The organism is Pectobacterium sp. IFB5596, assembly GCF_021432585.1.
Taxonomy (GTDB): domain Bacteria; phylum Pseudomonadota; class Gammaproteobacteria; order Enterobacterales; family Enterobacteriaceae; genus Pectobacterium; species Pectobacterium punjabense.
The window spans coordinates 49,739-64,478 of record NZ_LXFY01000029.1; the positions used below are offsets into that span (position 1 = coordinate 49,739).

A 14,740-nucleotide genomic window follows, 5' to 3' on the forward strand; every position below is an offset into this window, starting at 1 on the left:
AATCGGGAAGAAATAGCCGACCATTTTACTCATTATACCGTCCGACGCCAAACCACTGATGATACCAACGAGGCGATATGTGATCCCTGAACCGCAGAATACGCCACGAATCGCTGAAAAAACGAGCGCTTAGTTGACCAGATGATGCAGTATCCAGCCATGAGTAGCCATATTGCCGATATCGCTCAACAATTTTTACTGAAGGCAGTCGCCACGGGTTATAACGCGCCGCCGACGCCATCACAACGTCGGCGCTAACCGCTCGAATAAAGGGAGGGGACGAAGAGGTTTTACTGCCATGATGGGGGATTTGTAACAAATTCGCACGCAACGCACTGCGTTCTACTCTCATCAGTGCTTTTTCCGCATCCGACTCCAAATCGCCCGTCAGTAGAACACTGTGTTTACCATCATCAACGCGGATAACACAGGAATCATTATTTTCCGCCCTTTCGACGAGCGCGAGTGGCCACAGCACGGTAAACGTGAGATTTTGCCAGCGCCAACGTTCGCCACGTAGGCAAGAACGATGATTCACCGTGTTGATAGCGCTATAGATCGCGGCGTCAGGATAAGCGGCCTGTAACGTTTCCAGACCACCGATGTGATCCATATGGCTGTGGCTCAGAATGATTTTTTCCACATCGACGCCACGCCACCGCAGGTAGGGTAAAATTTCTCGCGTTGCCATATCTCCCCCCTCCCAGCGGTTTCCCGTATCGTACAACACCGCCTTCCCACGTTGTTCGATCACGACTGCCAAACCATGGCCAACATCCAGCATGTCCACACGCCACTCCGGTTCATCATTTTTTATGCGAAAAACCAATAAAATAACAATCAGAGCGCAAACGTTCATGGGATAGTGTCGCCACCAGCTAAAGCGCCAAATCACAACTGCGCCCCACCCCGCAACACTCACGAGTAGCAGCGACGCATCAAGATAAACCCACCCCGTCTGTAGATACATCAACGGTGCAAATACCACTTGCAGTGAAATATCCGCCAGTTGCCAAAGCCTTTCGCTCAGTGGTGAGAACGTAATCGTGCTCAATGCCAGTAGAATAAGCGGCGTGGTAACAAAGGTGACTAAAGGCACAGCCCAAAGGTTGGCAGGCAGAGAGGTAATGCTAAAACCGTGGAAAATATGCAACTGCAAGGGCATCAATAACAGTGTGATCCCCGTTTGCAGATGAAGCCATCGTAGCCAGAACCACCGTCGCTGAGTCTGTAACCGATGGGAAAGTGGCACCCATTGAAACCAAAAAATCAGCGAGGCCACCGCAAGACAAGATAGCCAAAAACTGTCTGATAGCGCGCTTAGTGGATCGCTGACCAGAATCAATGCGATACACCATAGCCAAACCTGCCAGGCTGAACAGTTAACACCCCGCATTTTTAGGCCGACCCATACGCTAAGTGCTAATGCAGAACGCACCGCCGGTGGGTTTCCCCCTGCCAACCAGACATATCCCCAAGCAACCATGATGCTCGTCAATAGTGGGAGACGATAGCCAATCCATCGCACAGGGAAGCCATACTGTAACGCTCGCACGATTACCCAACCAAACAGGCCAGCAAGCACAATATGAAGGCCGGAAATCGCCATTAGGTGCATCGTTCCGGTATTCTGAAGTCGCGTTTTGAGCTCAGGGCTCACCGTTTTCATCTCACCAAACGTCAACGCCAGTAAAATAGAACGCCAAGGTAATCTCTGTACCTGCTGTTCTGCCTTTGCGATCGTACGCTGACGAAGATCACAATGGCTATCAACCACATGTGCAGCGAGCACGCGACCCGATAGCGGTTGTCGTTTAGCCACTGCCCAGCGCTGACTATCAAAACCGCCTTCATTTAAGCGACTATGCATGGGTCGAAAATTGGCCGTGATTACCCAGCGTTGTCCACCGCACCAGTTTTTCATCTCAGGTGATAAGATCAGTTGTGCATACACTGGGGGGAAGACCCAACGCTGATTCACTTTTTCCAACCTCACCGTGACCCAAGCATCATCATGTTCACTAAAACGTATACTGCTTATGGTGACGACGGTGCTAACCGAATCCTGTGTGAAGCGTTCGATTTGCAATAGCAGGGTTTGAGCATTCAACGAGGCCCAGCAAAAACTTGTGGCAACAATCGCCACAAAGCATATCCACGCGTAGCGATGCCCTACCAATATCACACAAAGGGACAGACCACCGCCCCACCACAGCGGCGTTTGCGCTGGAATCTGCGGTAAAAAAAGTAGCGGTAATATACCTAGTACGCCAGCCCAAGCCAGGCCATTGACCGACATCGTCCTTTGCCATAACACAGCATTCCCTCTCTTCCTGCGGTTCGTTCTGGGATATTGCAGCAACTCAGGTTAACGCAACAGAACGGAAAATTCGGGTGGGGAAACATCTCGCAAAAAAGCGGTTAAGTTGCAAAAAATAGCATCCGCCGTGCGAACTGGATTCCAGTTTTCCGGCGTTCGATACGATTACCATTGACTGAAAATGGGTCGAACAGAAAGAAGTCAATGATCAGGCGGGTACAAATCAAAAAGAAAAAGGACCGCATAAGCGATCCTTTTACAGTGGCTATTTACCGCAAAAAACGGGGCGTCAGGTTACTTAACTTCGCCCATCGCTTTCAGCTTTTTAGACAATTCACGACGCTCTTTCGACAGATCGGCGTTTTTGATGATGTAGTCGTCAACGCGGTCTTCATAATCACCGCGCATGTTAGCGATGATATTTTGCACGTCCTCAATGGACATGCCAGGTTTAAGATATTCGCTCAGGTTGTCCAGCAGCAGAACACGCTTCTGGTTATCACGAATTTTCTTTTCGTTGTCGACGATTTCACGCTGAAGCTTGTTTTTACGACGAAACATACGCACGAATTCCAGCACATCCTGGAAACACGGCTTAGTGTCCTTATCCATCTTTTGCCCTTACCTTAAGTCATACACAAATTCTTTATGCATTCACCATACAGGTTCTACCCAACGTCTTTCAAGCAGTGCTTACGCCCTTTGCGCTCACACATCACCAAGCGGACACTCTGTCACCAAACCATACCCTAAATAATTCGAGTTGCATGCAGGCGGCAACCGCAAGAGTCCCCAGTCGCTTACTCAAGTAAGCGACTGGGGCGAGTAAGGACAAATTGACTTAGTCAATTTGAACGTCGCTTGCGGCGGCCCTTTAGGGCGAGGCTCAAATATGAGCCGAGTATTGACAACGTACATGCGGCTTGAAGTATGACGGGTATTTAGCGGTAATATACCGCGATGCGCTGATTATGAACCTCTTCAATAGCGACTTCTGTATCGAAAATGTCTTCCAGCACGTCGGATACCATGATGTCTTTCGGTTTTCCCGTGTAGATAATCTGCCCTTTGCGCATAGCAATAATGTAGTCCGAATAGGCGGAAGCAAAGTTGATATCGTGGATAACCAGTACGATGGTTTTACCTAGCTCATCGGCCGCACGGCGAATCTGCTTCATCATCGCCACAGCGTGTTTCATATCCAGATTATTCAGCGGCTCATCCAGTAACACATACTCCGTATCCTGACACAGCACCATCGCAACATAGGCCCGCTGCCGCTGACCACCGGAAAGCTCATCTAGAAAACGATCTTTCAGCTCAGTCAAGTTGAGGAAAGCCAGCGCGGCACTAATGCGTTCTTGGTCATCCGCGTTCAGCCGCCCTTTGGTGTAGGGATAGCGTCCGAAGCCTACCAATTCTGCTACCGTTAGGCGGCTGGTAAACTGATTTTCCTGCCGTAGAACGGACAAGCATGTTGCCAGCTTATCGCTTGGCGTTGTCATGACATCCATGCCGTTAACTTTTACCTGCCCTTGATCCGCATCCAGCAGACGGCTGATGATGGACAATAGTGTCGACTTTCCCGCGCCATTCGGGCCAATAATCGACGTGACGCCACCGCGGGGCACCGTCGCCGTGACATTATTCAATACCGTCACGTTATTATACGTTTTAGTTACATTGCCGATCTCAATCACACGGAAACCTTTTTCAGTAGCAACACAATAAACAGCGATCCACCGATAAACTCGAGCACCACAGATAGCACCCCTGCCATACCCAACAGATGTTCCAGAATCAGCTGCCCTCCGACTAATGCGATAATGCCAAGTAAAAACGCAGTAGGCAGCAAAATGCGATGCTGACTGGAACCGGCTATCAGATAGGCTAAATTCGCCACCATAAATCCTAAAAAGGTTAACGGCCCCACCAGCGCCGTCGAAATAGCAACGAGCACTGACACCAACAACAGCACCACTGTCACATGACGTTTGTACGCGATGCCCAGATTAATCGCCGTGTTTTTCCCCAGCGCAAGCACATCCAGTTGGAAACGCAAACGCCACACGTACAAGGCAACAATCAGTATTATCACAGCAGACAGCGCAATCAGTTCCGGCGCTGCACGGGTGAAGGTGGCAAACATTCGGCCTTGCAGTACCGCAAACTCACTGGGTGTCAGGAGGCGTTGCATCAGGCTGGAGGCGCTGCGAAACAATGTTCCGCAAATGATGCCAACCAGCAGAACCAGATGCAGGTTACTGTGACGCCCGGTAAACAGGCCACGATAGAGTAGTGAGGAAAACAGCACCAGCAGCAACGCTTCGAGGATAAACTTACCGCTGACACCGACCGCCGTAATGCCTTGCACCCCAAAGAAGAACAGAACCGCAGTTTGCAGCAGGACAAACAGCGCCTCAAACCCCATGATAGAGGGCGTGAGAATGCGATTATTGGTCACCGTCTGGAACAGTACCGTTGACACACCAGCCGCAAACGCCACCAACACCATCGTGGATAAAATCAAACTACGGTGTATAAGGATGTAGCGCAGGTTACCGCCCAGATTAATGGTCATGAACACCACGATTGCCGCTAATGCCAGCGCACTCAACCACCACAAACGCCGATAAGGTACCGTGCTACGCACCACGGGCGCAGCGGCAGTGTGGGTATCAACTTTGAATTCATTAACTGACATGACGTTTCTGACTCAACAACAGGAGAAGGAACACGACGGCACCAATCACACCCAGAATAACACTCACCGGGATCTCAAACGGATAACGCACCACACGGCCAATGATATCGCACAACAGCACGAGACCACCGCCAAGCAAACAGACCCAAGGGATAGTTTTTCGTACGTTATCGCCCATCAGCATACTGATGAGGTTCGGCACGATCAGCCCCAGAAACGGCAATGCGCCCACGACAACGACAACGACGCCGCTAATCACCGCAATGATGGACAGCCCCAGCAGCATAACCTTTCGATAGTTCAGGCCGACATTGACAGAAAACTCACGTCCCATCCCAGCAACGGTAAAGCGATCTGCTGTCCAACATGCCAATAACGTGAGTCCTCCCACCAGCCAGAGCAGTTCATATCGCCCTTGTAAAATGCCAGAAAAATCTCCTGCTTCCCAACTGCCAAGCGACTGCAACAGGTCATAATGCATTGCGCCGAATGTGGTCACCGCACCGATTACCGACCCCAGCATGATCCCAACCAGAGGTACAACCAGCGCTGATTTGAGGACAATACGCCGCAACAGCATCATAAACAGTAACGTGCCAACCATCGCAAAGACGCTGGCAACAACCATTTTCACCATCAGGGAAGCCGAGGGCGCAATCACCATCACAACCAGTAGGCCAAACCCCGCAGACTGGGTGGTACCAGCCAGCGAAGGTTCGACAAAGCGGTTCTGCGTAAGCAATTGCATGATCAACCCGGCGACGCTCATGGCACTCCCAGCCAAGAGCAGTGCCAGCGTGCGTGGAACACGGCTGATAAAGAAAATGTCACGCATCATTGGGTCGGTCCAGACCGCATCAAACGTGACTTGCCCTGCCCCAACAAACAGGCTGGTGGTAATCATCCCCAACATGAAGATGATACCCGTTGAAAAATAAAACGCTTTCATTACCGAAGTCACGACGCTGCTTTAGGGTTTGGCATCAAGGGCTTTATTAACATCGTCGATCAGACGCAGATAGCTTTGCAGCCCACCCGCGATGTAAATCGAAGAGGAGTCAAGGTAAATCACGCGGTTATTCTGCCAGGCATTGGTTTTATTCACCAATGGGTTATCCAGAACCTGTTTTGCTGATTGGCCTTCCTTCTGGTTGCCAATGGCGCTGTCACGATCGAAAACAAATAGCCAATCTGGGTTAGCGCTCAACAGCAGTTCGGACGTCACGACATTACCGTGGCGACCCGAATCAGGGAATTCCGTTGCCGGTTTAAATCCCAATTCATCAAACACAAAGCCGAAACGAGATTTCGGGCCATATGCCGACATTTTTCCGCCTGTCACCATCACTAACAACGCCGTACCTGCTTTATCGGCTTTTTCATGCGTTTGAGCAATACGCTGTTTAAAGTCATCCAGTTTGGCTTTCGCTTCGTCTTGCTTGCTAAAAATTTCACCCAGTTGTTCGACGCGCTGCGTAAAGCTGGTCATAAATTGATGATCGTCGATATCTAAGGCAATCGTCGGGGCGATCGCATTCAATTTGTCATACGCGTCGCGAGCACGGCCACCACCAATGATTAAATCAGGTGCTGCACTGCTAATCGCTTCATAGTTAGGTTCAAACAGCGTGCCTGCATTCAGGTACTTGCTATCTTTATATTGGGCTAAGACATCGGGAAATATTTTTGCATCGCCCTGTGGCACGCCGGCAATATCAATGTTCAACGCGGTCAACGTATCCAGAATGGCGGTATCAAACACGATGACTTTTTTCGGATTCACTGGAACCTGCGTCACACCTTTTGTATGTTCGATTGTAACGGTGTTGCTTGCCGTAGGTGCTGAATCTGACTGATCGCAGCCAGCGACCACTAACGCGGAAGCCAGCAGCGTCATTTTTATCATCGAGGGAAACCGCATTCTTTTCTCCTTTATCGGAATTAAGCATTGAGATAATTTCACTAATCATCGAATTTAATTATCATTCGCATTAGAGCGAAAATTGTAACCGAATGGACACACTCATGCCTAGCGATTATGTCTACCCTCCTATTGATGTAAGTCAGGGAAGTGATGCAAATCAGGAAAGCGCCGCAGAAAAGTCGATTCAATGGTATCCTTGTCATTTTCCAGCCTGTTTTGCCCGACTACAGGCCCAGCGCGTAGACGTAGCTAACTGCATATATGGCCGATAAAACACAACCCACTTTTTTCATCCACGACTACGAGACATTTGGCAAACATCCCGCGCGCGATCGCCCGGCGCAGTTTGCAGGTGTCCGAACCGATATGGATTTCAATATTATCGGCGAGCCGTTGGTTATTTATTGCCGTCCGGCCGATGATTACCTGCCGGAACCGGAAGCGGTAATGATTACGGGCATTACCCCGCAGGCCGCGCTGGCCAAAGGCGTGAATGAAGCGGAGTTCGCCCGTCAAATCCACGACGCGTTCAGCGTACCCGGCACCTGTATTATGGGCTATAACAACATTCGCTTTGATGATGAAGTCAGCCGCAATATTTTCTATCGTAACTTCTACGATCCTTACGCTTACAGCTGGCAAAACGGCAATTCTCGCTGGGATTTACTGGATGCGTTACGCGCCTGCTATGCCTTGCGGCCAGAAGGCATCGTCTGGCCAGAAAATGATGACGGTCTGCCCAGTTTCCGTCTTGAGCACCTGACTAAAGCAAACGGCATTGCGCACGAGCAGGCGCATGATGCGATGTCCGATGTTTATGCCACCATCGCAATGGCGAAACTATTTAAGCAGGCGCAACCCAAGCTATTTGAGTATCTGTTCCCACTGCGTAATAAAAATAAAATTTCCGCGCTGATCGATATTCCGCAAATGAAACCGCTTGTTCACGTTTCCGGCATGTTTGGTGCAGCGAGAAGCAACACCAGTTGGGTTGTACCGCTCGCCTGGCACCCGGACAACCGTAATGCGGTCATCATGTGCGATCTGGCAGGGGATATGACACCGCTGTTGGAATTGGACAGCGAGACATTGCGTGAACGGTTATATACCCGTCGGGATGCGCTTGAAGCCGATCAGAGCGCGGTTCCACTCAAGCTGGTGCACATCAATAAATGTCCAGTATTAGCACCTGCCAATACTTTACGGCCCGAAGACGCGGAAAGATTGGGCATCGACCGTCAACGCTGCCTGGATAATCTGGCGCTGCTGCGCAACGACGCGAGCGTTAGGGAAAAAGTGGTCGAGCTGTTTGCCGAAGCCCCCGCATTTGTCGCGTCTGATGATGTTGATTTACGGCTTTATGATGGCTTCTTTGGCGATGCCGACCGTATGGCGATGAAAATTATTCAGGAGACCGCGCCGCAGAATCTCCCCGCGTTGGATCTCACGTTTGCCGATAATCGGCTGGAACCGCTATTTTTTCGCTATCGTGCCCGCAATTTCCCCGGCACGCTGGATGACCGCGAACAGCAGCGCTGGCTGCAACATCGGCGTACGGTATTTACGCCGGAACGATTGCAGTCTTACCTGTCAGAACTCAGCGATCTGTATCAGCTTCATGAAGACGATAAAGAGAAGATGGCGCAGCTCAAAGCGCTGTACGCTTATGCGCAGGAATTGGTGGGATAGGACATAAAAAAGCGGAGCACACAGGCTCCGCTTTTTCATAGCTAAATCATCAACGAGCTTATACTGGCTCTTCACTACATTGCGGCACTGGCTGACGGAAGCTGCGCGTCACAAACGCCAGATAGAGCAATCCGATCGTCGCCCACACCAGACCCAACGTCATCGAACTGGCTTCCAAATTCACCCACAGCGCTCCCACCGTTAACGCGCCCAGTACAGGCAACACGAGGAAGTTAATGGTATCTTTCACGGTACGGTTACGGCGTTCACGAATATAGAACTGTGAAATAACCGATAGGTTCACGAACGTAAACGCCACCAGCGCACCAAAGTTAATCAACGCCGTTGCTGTCACCAGATCGAACGACACCGCAGACAGCGCAATCACGCCAACCAGCAACACGTTCAACGATGGCGTACGCCATTTGGGATGAATATAGCCGAAGAAACGCTCAGGAAACACGCCATCACGCCCCATCACATACATCAGACGCGACACGCCAGCGTGTGCGGCCATACCGGATGCCAGAACCGTAACGCAGGAGAACACCAGAATAACGGACTGGAAGAATTTACCTGCCACATACAGCATAATTTCCGGCTGAGACGCATCCGGCTCTTTAAAGCGCGAGATATCAGGGAAGTACAGTTGCAGGAAGTAGGCCACAGCAACAAAAATCACGCCGCCGATCAGCGCCGTCAGGAAGATGGCTTTGGGAATCACTCGACCAGCATCCTGCGTTTCTTCCGACAGAGAGCTGATGCCGTCAAATCCCAAGAACGAGAAACAGAGAATGGTTGCCCCGGTAATCATCGGCACGACGTGCGCGTTCTCAGACCAGAACGGACGCGTGCTGGTCAACGTACCCGCTCCTTCACCCAGATACACACCGTGGATCACTAGCCCCAGGAACACCGCCATGATAGCAACCTGTACGACCACGATAATGGAGTTCAGATTAGCAACCAGATTAATGCCACGAAGGTTGAACAGCGTCATTAACCCAACCAGTGCCGCCACAAAAATCCATGACGGAACACCGGGGAAAATCGCTTCCAGATAGATTTTCGCCAGCAGAATGTTAATCATCGGCATGAACAGATAGTCCAGCAGTGACGACCAACCAACCATAAACCCAACGTGCGGGCTAATCGCTTTTTGCGCATAGGTATACGCCGAACCGGCGGACGGAAAACGTTTTACCAATTTGCCGTAGCTCAACGCCGTGAACAGAATGGCGACCAGCGCAAACGCATAGGCAGTAGCCACATGACCGTCAGTCAAGCCAGACACGATACCGAACGTATCAAAAATGGTCATCGGCTGCATATAGGCCAGCCCCATCATGACCACGGGCCACAACGTGAGCGTTCTTTTTAACTGAGCGCGTTTTGCAGAAGTCGTGCCAGAAGTAGACAGATGCGTATCAAGCGACATGACGCACACCTCCGTTCATCACGGCTACAGCAGCGCTGTCGTACGCAAACGTACTGAAAATACGGGAGTGGATACAGGACTCGCCTGAATCACGATGAGAAGAGGTGGCTGAAACAGCACCAGAGATAACTTGCGACAACGTCGCGCCATAACCAATACCTTTACAGCACAAACCGGCGGGCACCGGTGCGAAACTTACTGATTGCCCCATCTTTCCTTTCCTCACTGTGCTCACAGGCACACACAAAATTATCTATCCGGATCGTTGTCCGGCCTCTTTCGTTGAAGACCCTATACCCAGCAAACCTAAACTACAGAGAAGAAGGTACGAAACCACACCAATACCTCTGTAACTGAAGTATGACGAGCATAAATGTAAAAAAATAACCGACGCTATTAGACGTCGGTTATTTTGCAAGGCGCGTATTTTGCACCAGACGATCTCATCTGACAAGGCTCTGAGAACGTTGGAAACCATTTATTTATCCCCAATATACTTCAAGCCGCGTGTACGCTGGCTTTCGCATTCAAAACAATCACATTTTGTCCTGCGACTCGCATTAGTTAGGCGTAAATAAGTCAGGTAATACGTTAATATTCGTAATGAAAAACGTTGCTGTTATGTGTGAAGCCCAAAAAAAGGGTTGCGTTTAAAAATTACAACTCCTGGAACCGCTTTTTCTTTTCGTTTTGTAATCTTTCCAACTCAAAAATCACCTGCTGAAGGTCGCGCTCCTGCGCCGCGTTCAGTGCAGGGAATTTGAAGCTCAGACGCTGCGTGAGTTTCACTTCCCCTTTGTTATCGACAACCTTCACCATCGCCTGGCCGACAAATTGCAAATCAACGCAGAAGAAACCGTGATCGGCAAGATCCATTTCCACGCTTTTAATGATATCGCCTTCGGTCAGCAACCCCGTGGTATCACGGTCGGTATACAAGCTCAATCCCCCCAGAGAGAGATCTTTGATGGTGAACGTGAAAACACTCTCATCCGGCAGTTCGCCACGGCACGTCAACGGCGGCCACAGCGGCGTGTTGATACGGAAATAGGTTCGACGCTGGATAAGATAAAGGAGTTCAGGAATTTGCGCACTGAAAGCGGGTAACCCATCGTAAGTCACGGTTTTTGCAATTTCAGCATTAAATTCAACTTTCGCACCCGCAGGTTCGGCGACGAAAGACAGCGCTCCGGCATATAGCGCACGGTTGTTTTCACGCGCAATGCCACCTAAATCGAAGACAAACAGGTTGCTGTCGGGTACGACATCAAGAATTTTACTGATGAATTGTCCGTGAGGATGATGCACCATCAGAGACGTATCATTCTTCTTTAATTCGCGCAGCGTTGCACAGATAGCCAGTTTGTTGCGCTTAACAAACTGCTCTTTCAAAGTTTCATTCACCGCTTTCATCCCCACCATTACTTACATGGATTATGTGTCAATGGCTTATATTGATGCACGCCTCTCCGTTATCTTTCAAGTCCCATAAGTGCTAATACAATGACACTCTGGCGGCCTATTAAAAACGATTACGCGGGCGCTTGAAATTACATGATATAAATAGGTGGAAACGGTATCGACAATTTCCTCAACAACTTTAGCGTATTAATAGAAAAGTTTTCAAGAGCGGTCAAATGATGAAATTTATCGACGCGAGTCCGCTCCTTTATCACATTCGGTCACTATTCGGCAGGATAGTGATACAACAGCCAGGTTACAGCCAATAGATCGGCACTGCCGCCAGGGCTAAGATTTCTGGCTATCAGCGCCTCATCCATTCTTATCAGCGCCTGACGATCCAGCGGGCCAGCCAGTAATTTCTGCGCATAATTCTGCACAAATGCCAATCCGTCCATTCCACCACGTGAGACCACGTTGGTGTCAGGATTGTGAGCCATCAACACCAATAGCGTTCGTAACAGCGCGGTTTCTTCATCCAAACCGGCAGCAATCGCCTGCTGCAAGGTGGGTAACGCATACTGGCATACGGTATTAAAACCGCTGGCAGCTTCTCCCCTCGCACCGGTCAAACCATAGCGCTGATAGAGATGTTCACCCGCCGTTGCCGCCCCAGAACACGTTTCCAGCTCATTACGCACCAGATCGCTGCACATAACGGAAACACTATCGCACAGGCTACGCTGCGTGACACGCTTTCCCTGCCCCGCCAACCAACCCGCGGCAGTGCACAGCAGGCCAAACGCAAAAATTCCACCTTTATGGGTATTCACGCCTTTCGTTGCTGACAACATTGCCTGTTCGCAGGCAATGCCAATAGGCCGAACCTGAAACAACAGTTGCTCTCGCGGTACGTTGGTATGCTGATAGCCTGCGTCGGTAAAATGTCCAAACCAGGGAGCAATTGCCTGAATGCTGGTCTGAAACAACGCCACATCCATATCCCGATGGGACCCGTTATTAGCGCGATCCACCAGACCTGGCTTTGGTGTCAACATGACTTCCATCGTCAGCGCACGCGCCACCCGTAGCCCAATATCGGGCAACGGGTAGCGTTCCCGATATTCACGCAGTGCAGAATGAGATGCCGTGGCAGACAGCACACCGTCAGACTGACGTAAAGTAGGCATTGACCCTTTCCTCTATGTGCTCAAGCAGCTCAGACAACGAATGGCGGCGCGAACGGCTACAGGCGTGTGCCATCCGATCGCACAACAGGCAGGCGCGTCCACTATGCGCCAACATTGACCGGCTAATCGCGCCTTCTTGCGGGCTGAAGATGTCGAAATCCCATAACCGTCCTAGTTCATGGCTATCTTCCAGCGCAATGGTGGCTGCTTTCACCGACAACGCGTCTTTGGTGATGGCCCACAGCCCTTCTGCACCGGTTGCCAACCAGAATGTCTGCTGCTCCAACACCGTCCAGCCTCGCGTCTGACATAACGAGGAAAATGCCTTGATGGCTTCGGCCATCACCTGCCGGTAGCCTTCGCTATCTTTTATCGGCCCCGGAGTAACCAGCGTCAGTGACACCAGCGTCGCACCGTGCCGGGCGAGCCATTCTTGCTGACGAACTGCGCGGCGTTCCTTCGCCGCGAGTAAGGTTTCCAGCGAGATGGAAACAGCCTTTGTCATCGTCGATTCCCTCATGTATTTAGCGCTTATTCGTCGGCTTCTTTCACCTGACGAACGACGTCAATCACGCTGCCGTCACGATAGCGAATAACACCGACGATGCGATCGTGAAACTCAATAGCGCGTGGTTCGCCGACCAGTGCAATCGCACGTTGATAAAGTGCTTCAATCGTCATCACATTCAGCCCCGCCTGTTTCAAGCGTTCAGCAACCTCAGGACGTGCCGGGTTAACGGCAATGCCGTGATCGGTCACCAGTACGTCAATACTTTCTCCCGGCGTAACCCGCGTCGTCACTTGACGCACCACGGTCGGGATGCGGCTACGAATTAGCGGCGCAACGACGATGGTCAGATTCGCTGCCGTCGCAACATCACAGTGTCCGCCAGATGCACCGCGCATCACGCCATCAGAGCCGGTGATCACGTTGACATTGAAGTCGGTGTCAATTTCCAGCGCGCTGAGAATCACCATATCCAGTTGATCGCAGCAGGCCGCTTTAGAGCTTGGGTTGGCATAAACGTTAGTGGAAATCTCGACATGATTAGGATTTTTCGCCAGCGATGCGGCCGCATTGGCATCAAAACACTGGGTATCGATCAGTTTTTCGATCAGCCCCTTTTCATGAAGATCGACAATACCGCCCGTGATACCGCCGAGGGCGAAGCGTGCCACAATATTCTGCTGACGCATTTTATCTTCAAGGAAACGCGTACAGGCCGTAGAAGCCGCACCGGAACCGGTCTGGATCGAGAAACCGTTGGTGAAATAACCGGCATGTTCAATCACGTCCGCCGCTGAACGGGCAATCAGCAATTCACGCGGGTTGCTGGTAACACGCGCCGCACCGACGCTGATTTTGGCCGGGTCGCCCACTTCATCGACCTGAACGATATAATCCACCTGATCTTGCACGATGCTGGCAGGCATATTTGGGAACGGCACTACCGCTTCCGTCAGTAGCACCACTTTGCGAGCAAACTGCGCATCAACCATGGCATAGCCCAGCGAGCCGCAGCTGGATTTCCCAGTGGTGCCGTTGGCGTTACCGAATTCATCGCTGCACGGGACGCCCAGAAAAGCGACATCGATATTCAGCTCACCGCTTTGCAGCAGATGGACGCGGCCACCGTGAGAATGAATCTGTACCGGTTCTTTCATTAATCCGTGGGAGATGGCATCAGCCAGCTTGCCGCGCATCCCAGAGGTGTAAATTCGGCTAACTACGCCCGCCTTGATATGGTCGATCAGCGACGCGTTGCAGCTCATCAGCGAACTGGATGCCAGCGTGAGATCGCGAAAGCCCATGCGTGCCAGTGTATCAATCACCCGATTAATCACCTTATCGCCTTCGCGGAAGTGGTGATGGAAAGAGATTGTCATCCCATTTTCCAGTCCGCTGTTACGAATCGCCTCTTCCAGATCGGTACACAGTTTGCGTTCATGTTTTTGGGCAACATCATTCAGCCACGGCGTATTTTGATTGGCGTTAGCGAAGGCTCGCAAATGACGTTTTTCCGGGTACTGCTGTTGCAGTGCTTCAATAAAATGACTCATTGTCTAATCCTGT

At 50.9% G+C, this 14,740-nt stretch carries 13 protein-coding genes; 1 reads left to right on the top strand and 12 read right to left on the bottom strand.

Going from position 1 to position 14,740, the window contains the following annotated elements; genetic code table 11:
• Positions 1-25 precede the first annotated feature (25 nt).
• From A6301_RS16415 to A6301_RS16440, 6 genes are all read right to left on the bottom strand, one after another.
• Complete coding sequence (locus A6301_RS16415; RefSeq protein ID WP_234258388.1) at positions 26-2,299, bottom strand: ComEC family protein; 2,274 nt, start codon at positions 2,297-2,299, stop codon at positions 26-28.
• 315 nt (positions 2,300-2,614) lie between these two features.
• Positions 2,615-2,932: a PTS system regulator TmaR gene (gene tmaR / locus A6301_RS16420; RefSeq protein WP_005967626.1), complete on the bottom strand. Its 318-nt coding sequence runs from the start codon at positions 2,930-2,932 to the stop codon at positions 2,615-2,617.
• A 329-nt stretch (positions 2,933-3,261) separates the two neighbouring features.
• Positions 3,262-4,020: an ABC transporter ATP-binding protein gene (locus A6301_RS16425; protein WP_005967624.1), complete on the bottom strand. Its 759-nt coding sequence runs from the start codon at positions 4,018-4,020 to the stop codon at positions 3,262-3,264.
• The gene (locus A6301_RS16430) at positions 4,017-5,024 is read right to left on the bottom strand and encodes an iron chelate uptake ABC transporter family permease subunit (protein WP_234258280.1); all 1,008 of its coding nucleotides are present in this window, start codon (positions 5,022-5,024) and stop codon (positions 4,017-4,019) included. The genes A6301_RS16425 and A6301_RS16430 overlap by 4 nt, the downstream gene beginning before the upstream one ends.
• Positions 5,014-5,973 carry an ABC transporter permease gene (locus A6301_RS16435; RefSeq protein ID WP_107168262.1) on the bottom strand — a complete coding sequence of 320 codons (960 nt, stop codon included), beginning with the start codon at positions 5,971-5,973 and terminating at the stop codon, positions 5,014-5,016. The genes A6301_RS16430 and A6301_RS16435 overlap by 11 nt, the downstream gene beginning before the upstream one ends.
• A 21-nt stretch (positions 5,974-5,994) precedes the next feature.
• A complete protein-coding gene (locus A6301_RS16440; protein WP_107168263.1) occupies positions 5,995-6,945 on the bottom strand; it encodes a siderophore ABC transporter substrate-binding protein in 951 nt (316 codons plus the stop codon).
• Between the two features lie 264 nt (positions 6,946-7,209).
• Here A6301_RS16440 and sbcB point away from each other — a divergent pair, with 264 nt between their 5' ends.
• Positions 7,210-8,637 (top strand): exodeoxyribonuclease I, encoded by a 1,428-nt coding sequence (gene sbcB / locus A6301_RS16445; protein WP_234258281.1) that lies wholly within the window; start codon positions 7,210-7,212, stop codon positions 8,635-8,637.
• Between the two features lie 58 nt (positions 8,638-8,695).
• Here the strand turns inward: sbcB and A6301_RS16450 are convergent, their stop codons facing one another.
• The 6 genes from A6301_RS16450 to citF form a co-directional block, all read right to left on the bottom strand.
• Positions 8,696-10,075, bottom strand: coding sequence for an APC family permease (locus A6301_RS16450; protein ID WP_107168265.1), 1,380 nt, complete (start codon positions 10,073-10,075; stop codon positions 8,696-8,698).
• The gene (locus A6301_RS16455) at positions 10,065-10,286 is read right to left on the bottom strand and encodes a hypothetical protein (RefSeq protein ID WP_107168266.1); all 222 of its coding nucleotides are present in this window, start codon (positions 10,284-10,286) and stop codon (positions 10,065-10,067) included. Before A6301_RS16455 ends, A6301_RS16450 begins: the two co-directional genes overlap by 11 nt.
• A gap of 446 nt (positions 10,287-10,732) precedes the next feature.
• Entirely contained in the window at positions 10,733-11,488 is a 756-nt protein-coding gene (locus tag A6301_RS16460) for a flagellar brake protein (protein ID WP_107168267.1), read from the bottom strand.
• 272 nt (positions 11,489-11,760) lie between these two features.
• On the bottom strand, positions 11,761-12,666 hold the full coding sequence (gene citG / locus A6301_RS16465) for a triphosphoribosyl-dephospho-CoA synthase CitG (RefSeq protein WP_107171153.1): 906 nt from the start codon (positions 12,664-12,666) through the stop codon (positions 11,761-11,763).
• Positions 12,644-13,171 carry a citrate lyase holo-[acyl-carrier protein] synthase gene (citX, locus tag A6301_RS16470; protein WP_205542215.1) on the bottom strand — a complete coding sequence of 176 codons (528 nt, stop codon included), beginning with the start codon at positions 13,169-13,171 and terminating at the stop codon, positions 12,644-12,646. Before citX ends, citG begins: the two co-directional genes overlap by 23 nt.
• A gap of 26 nt (positions 13,172-13,197) precedes the next feature.
• Positions 13,198-14,727, bottom strand: coding sequence for a citrate lyase subunit alpha (gene citF, locus A6301_RS16475; RefSeq protein ID WP_234258282.1), 1,530 nt, complete (start codon positions 14,725-14,727; stop codon positions 13,198-13,200).
• Between the last annotated feature and the right edge of the window lie 13 nt (positions 14,728-14,740).

Coding starts and splice junctions, on each gene's coding strand:
- A6301_RS16415 (WP_234258388.1), bottom strand. CDS start 2,299: ATGTCGGTCAATGGCCTGGCTTGGGCTGGCGTACTAGGTATATTACCG.
- tmaR (WP_005967626.1), bottom strand. CDS start 2,932: ATGGATAAGGACACTAAGCCGTGTTTCCAGGATGTGCTGGAATTCGTG.
- A6301_RS16430 (WP_234258280.1), bottom strand. CDS start 5,024: ATGTCAGTTAATGAATTCAAAGTTGATACCCACACTGCCGCTGCGCCC.
- A6301_RS16435 (WP_107168262.1), bottom strand. CDS start 5,973: ATGAAAGCGTTTTATTTTTCAACGGGTATCATCTTCATGTTGGGGATG.
- A6301_RS16440 (WP_107168263.1), bottom strand. CDS start 6,945: ATGCGGTTTCCCTCGATGATAAAAATGACGCTGCTGGCTTCCGCGTTA.
- sbcB (WP_234258281.1), top strand. CDS start 7,210: ATGGCCGATAAAACACAACCCACTTTTTTCATCCACGACTACGAGACA.
- A6301_RS16450 (WP_107168265.1), bottom strand. CDS start 10,075: ATGTCGCTTGATACGCATCTGTCTACTTCTGGCACGACTTCTGCAAAA.
- A6301_RS16455 (WP_107168266.1), bottom strand. CDS start 10,286: ATGGGGCAATCAGTAAGTTTCGCACCGGTGCCCGCCGGTTTGTGCTGT.
- A6301_RS16460 (WP_107168267.1), bottom strand. CDS start 11,488: ATGAAAGCGGTGAATGAAACTTTGAAAGAGCAGTTTGTTAAGCGCAAC.
- citG (WP_107171153.1), bottom strand. CDS start 12,666: ATGCCTACTTTACGTCAGTCTGACGGTGTGCTGTCTGCCACGGCATCT.
- citX (WP_205542215.1), bottom strand. CDS start 13,171: ATGACAAAGGCTGTTTCCATCTCGCTGGAAACCTTACTCGCGGCGAAG.
- citF (WP_234258282.1), bottom strand. CDS start 14,727: ATGAGTCATTTTATTGAAGCACTGCAACAGCAGTACCCGGAAAAACGT.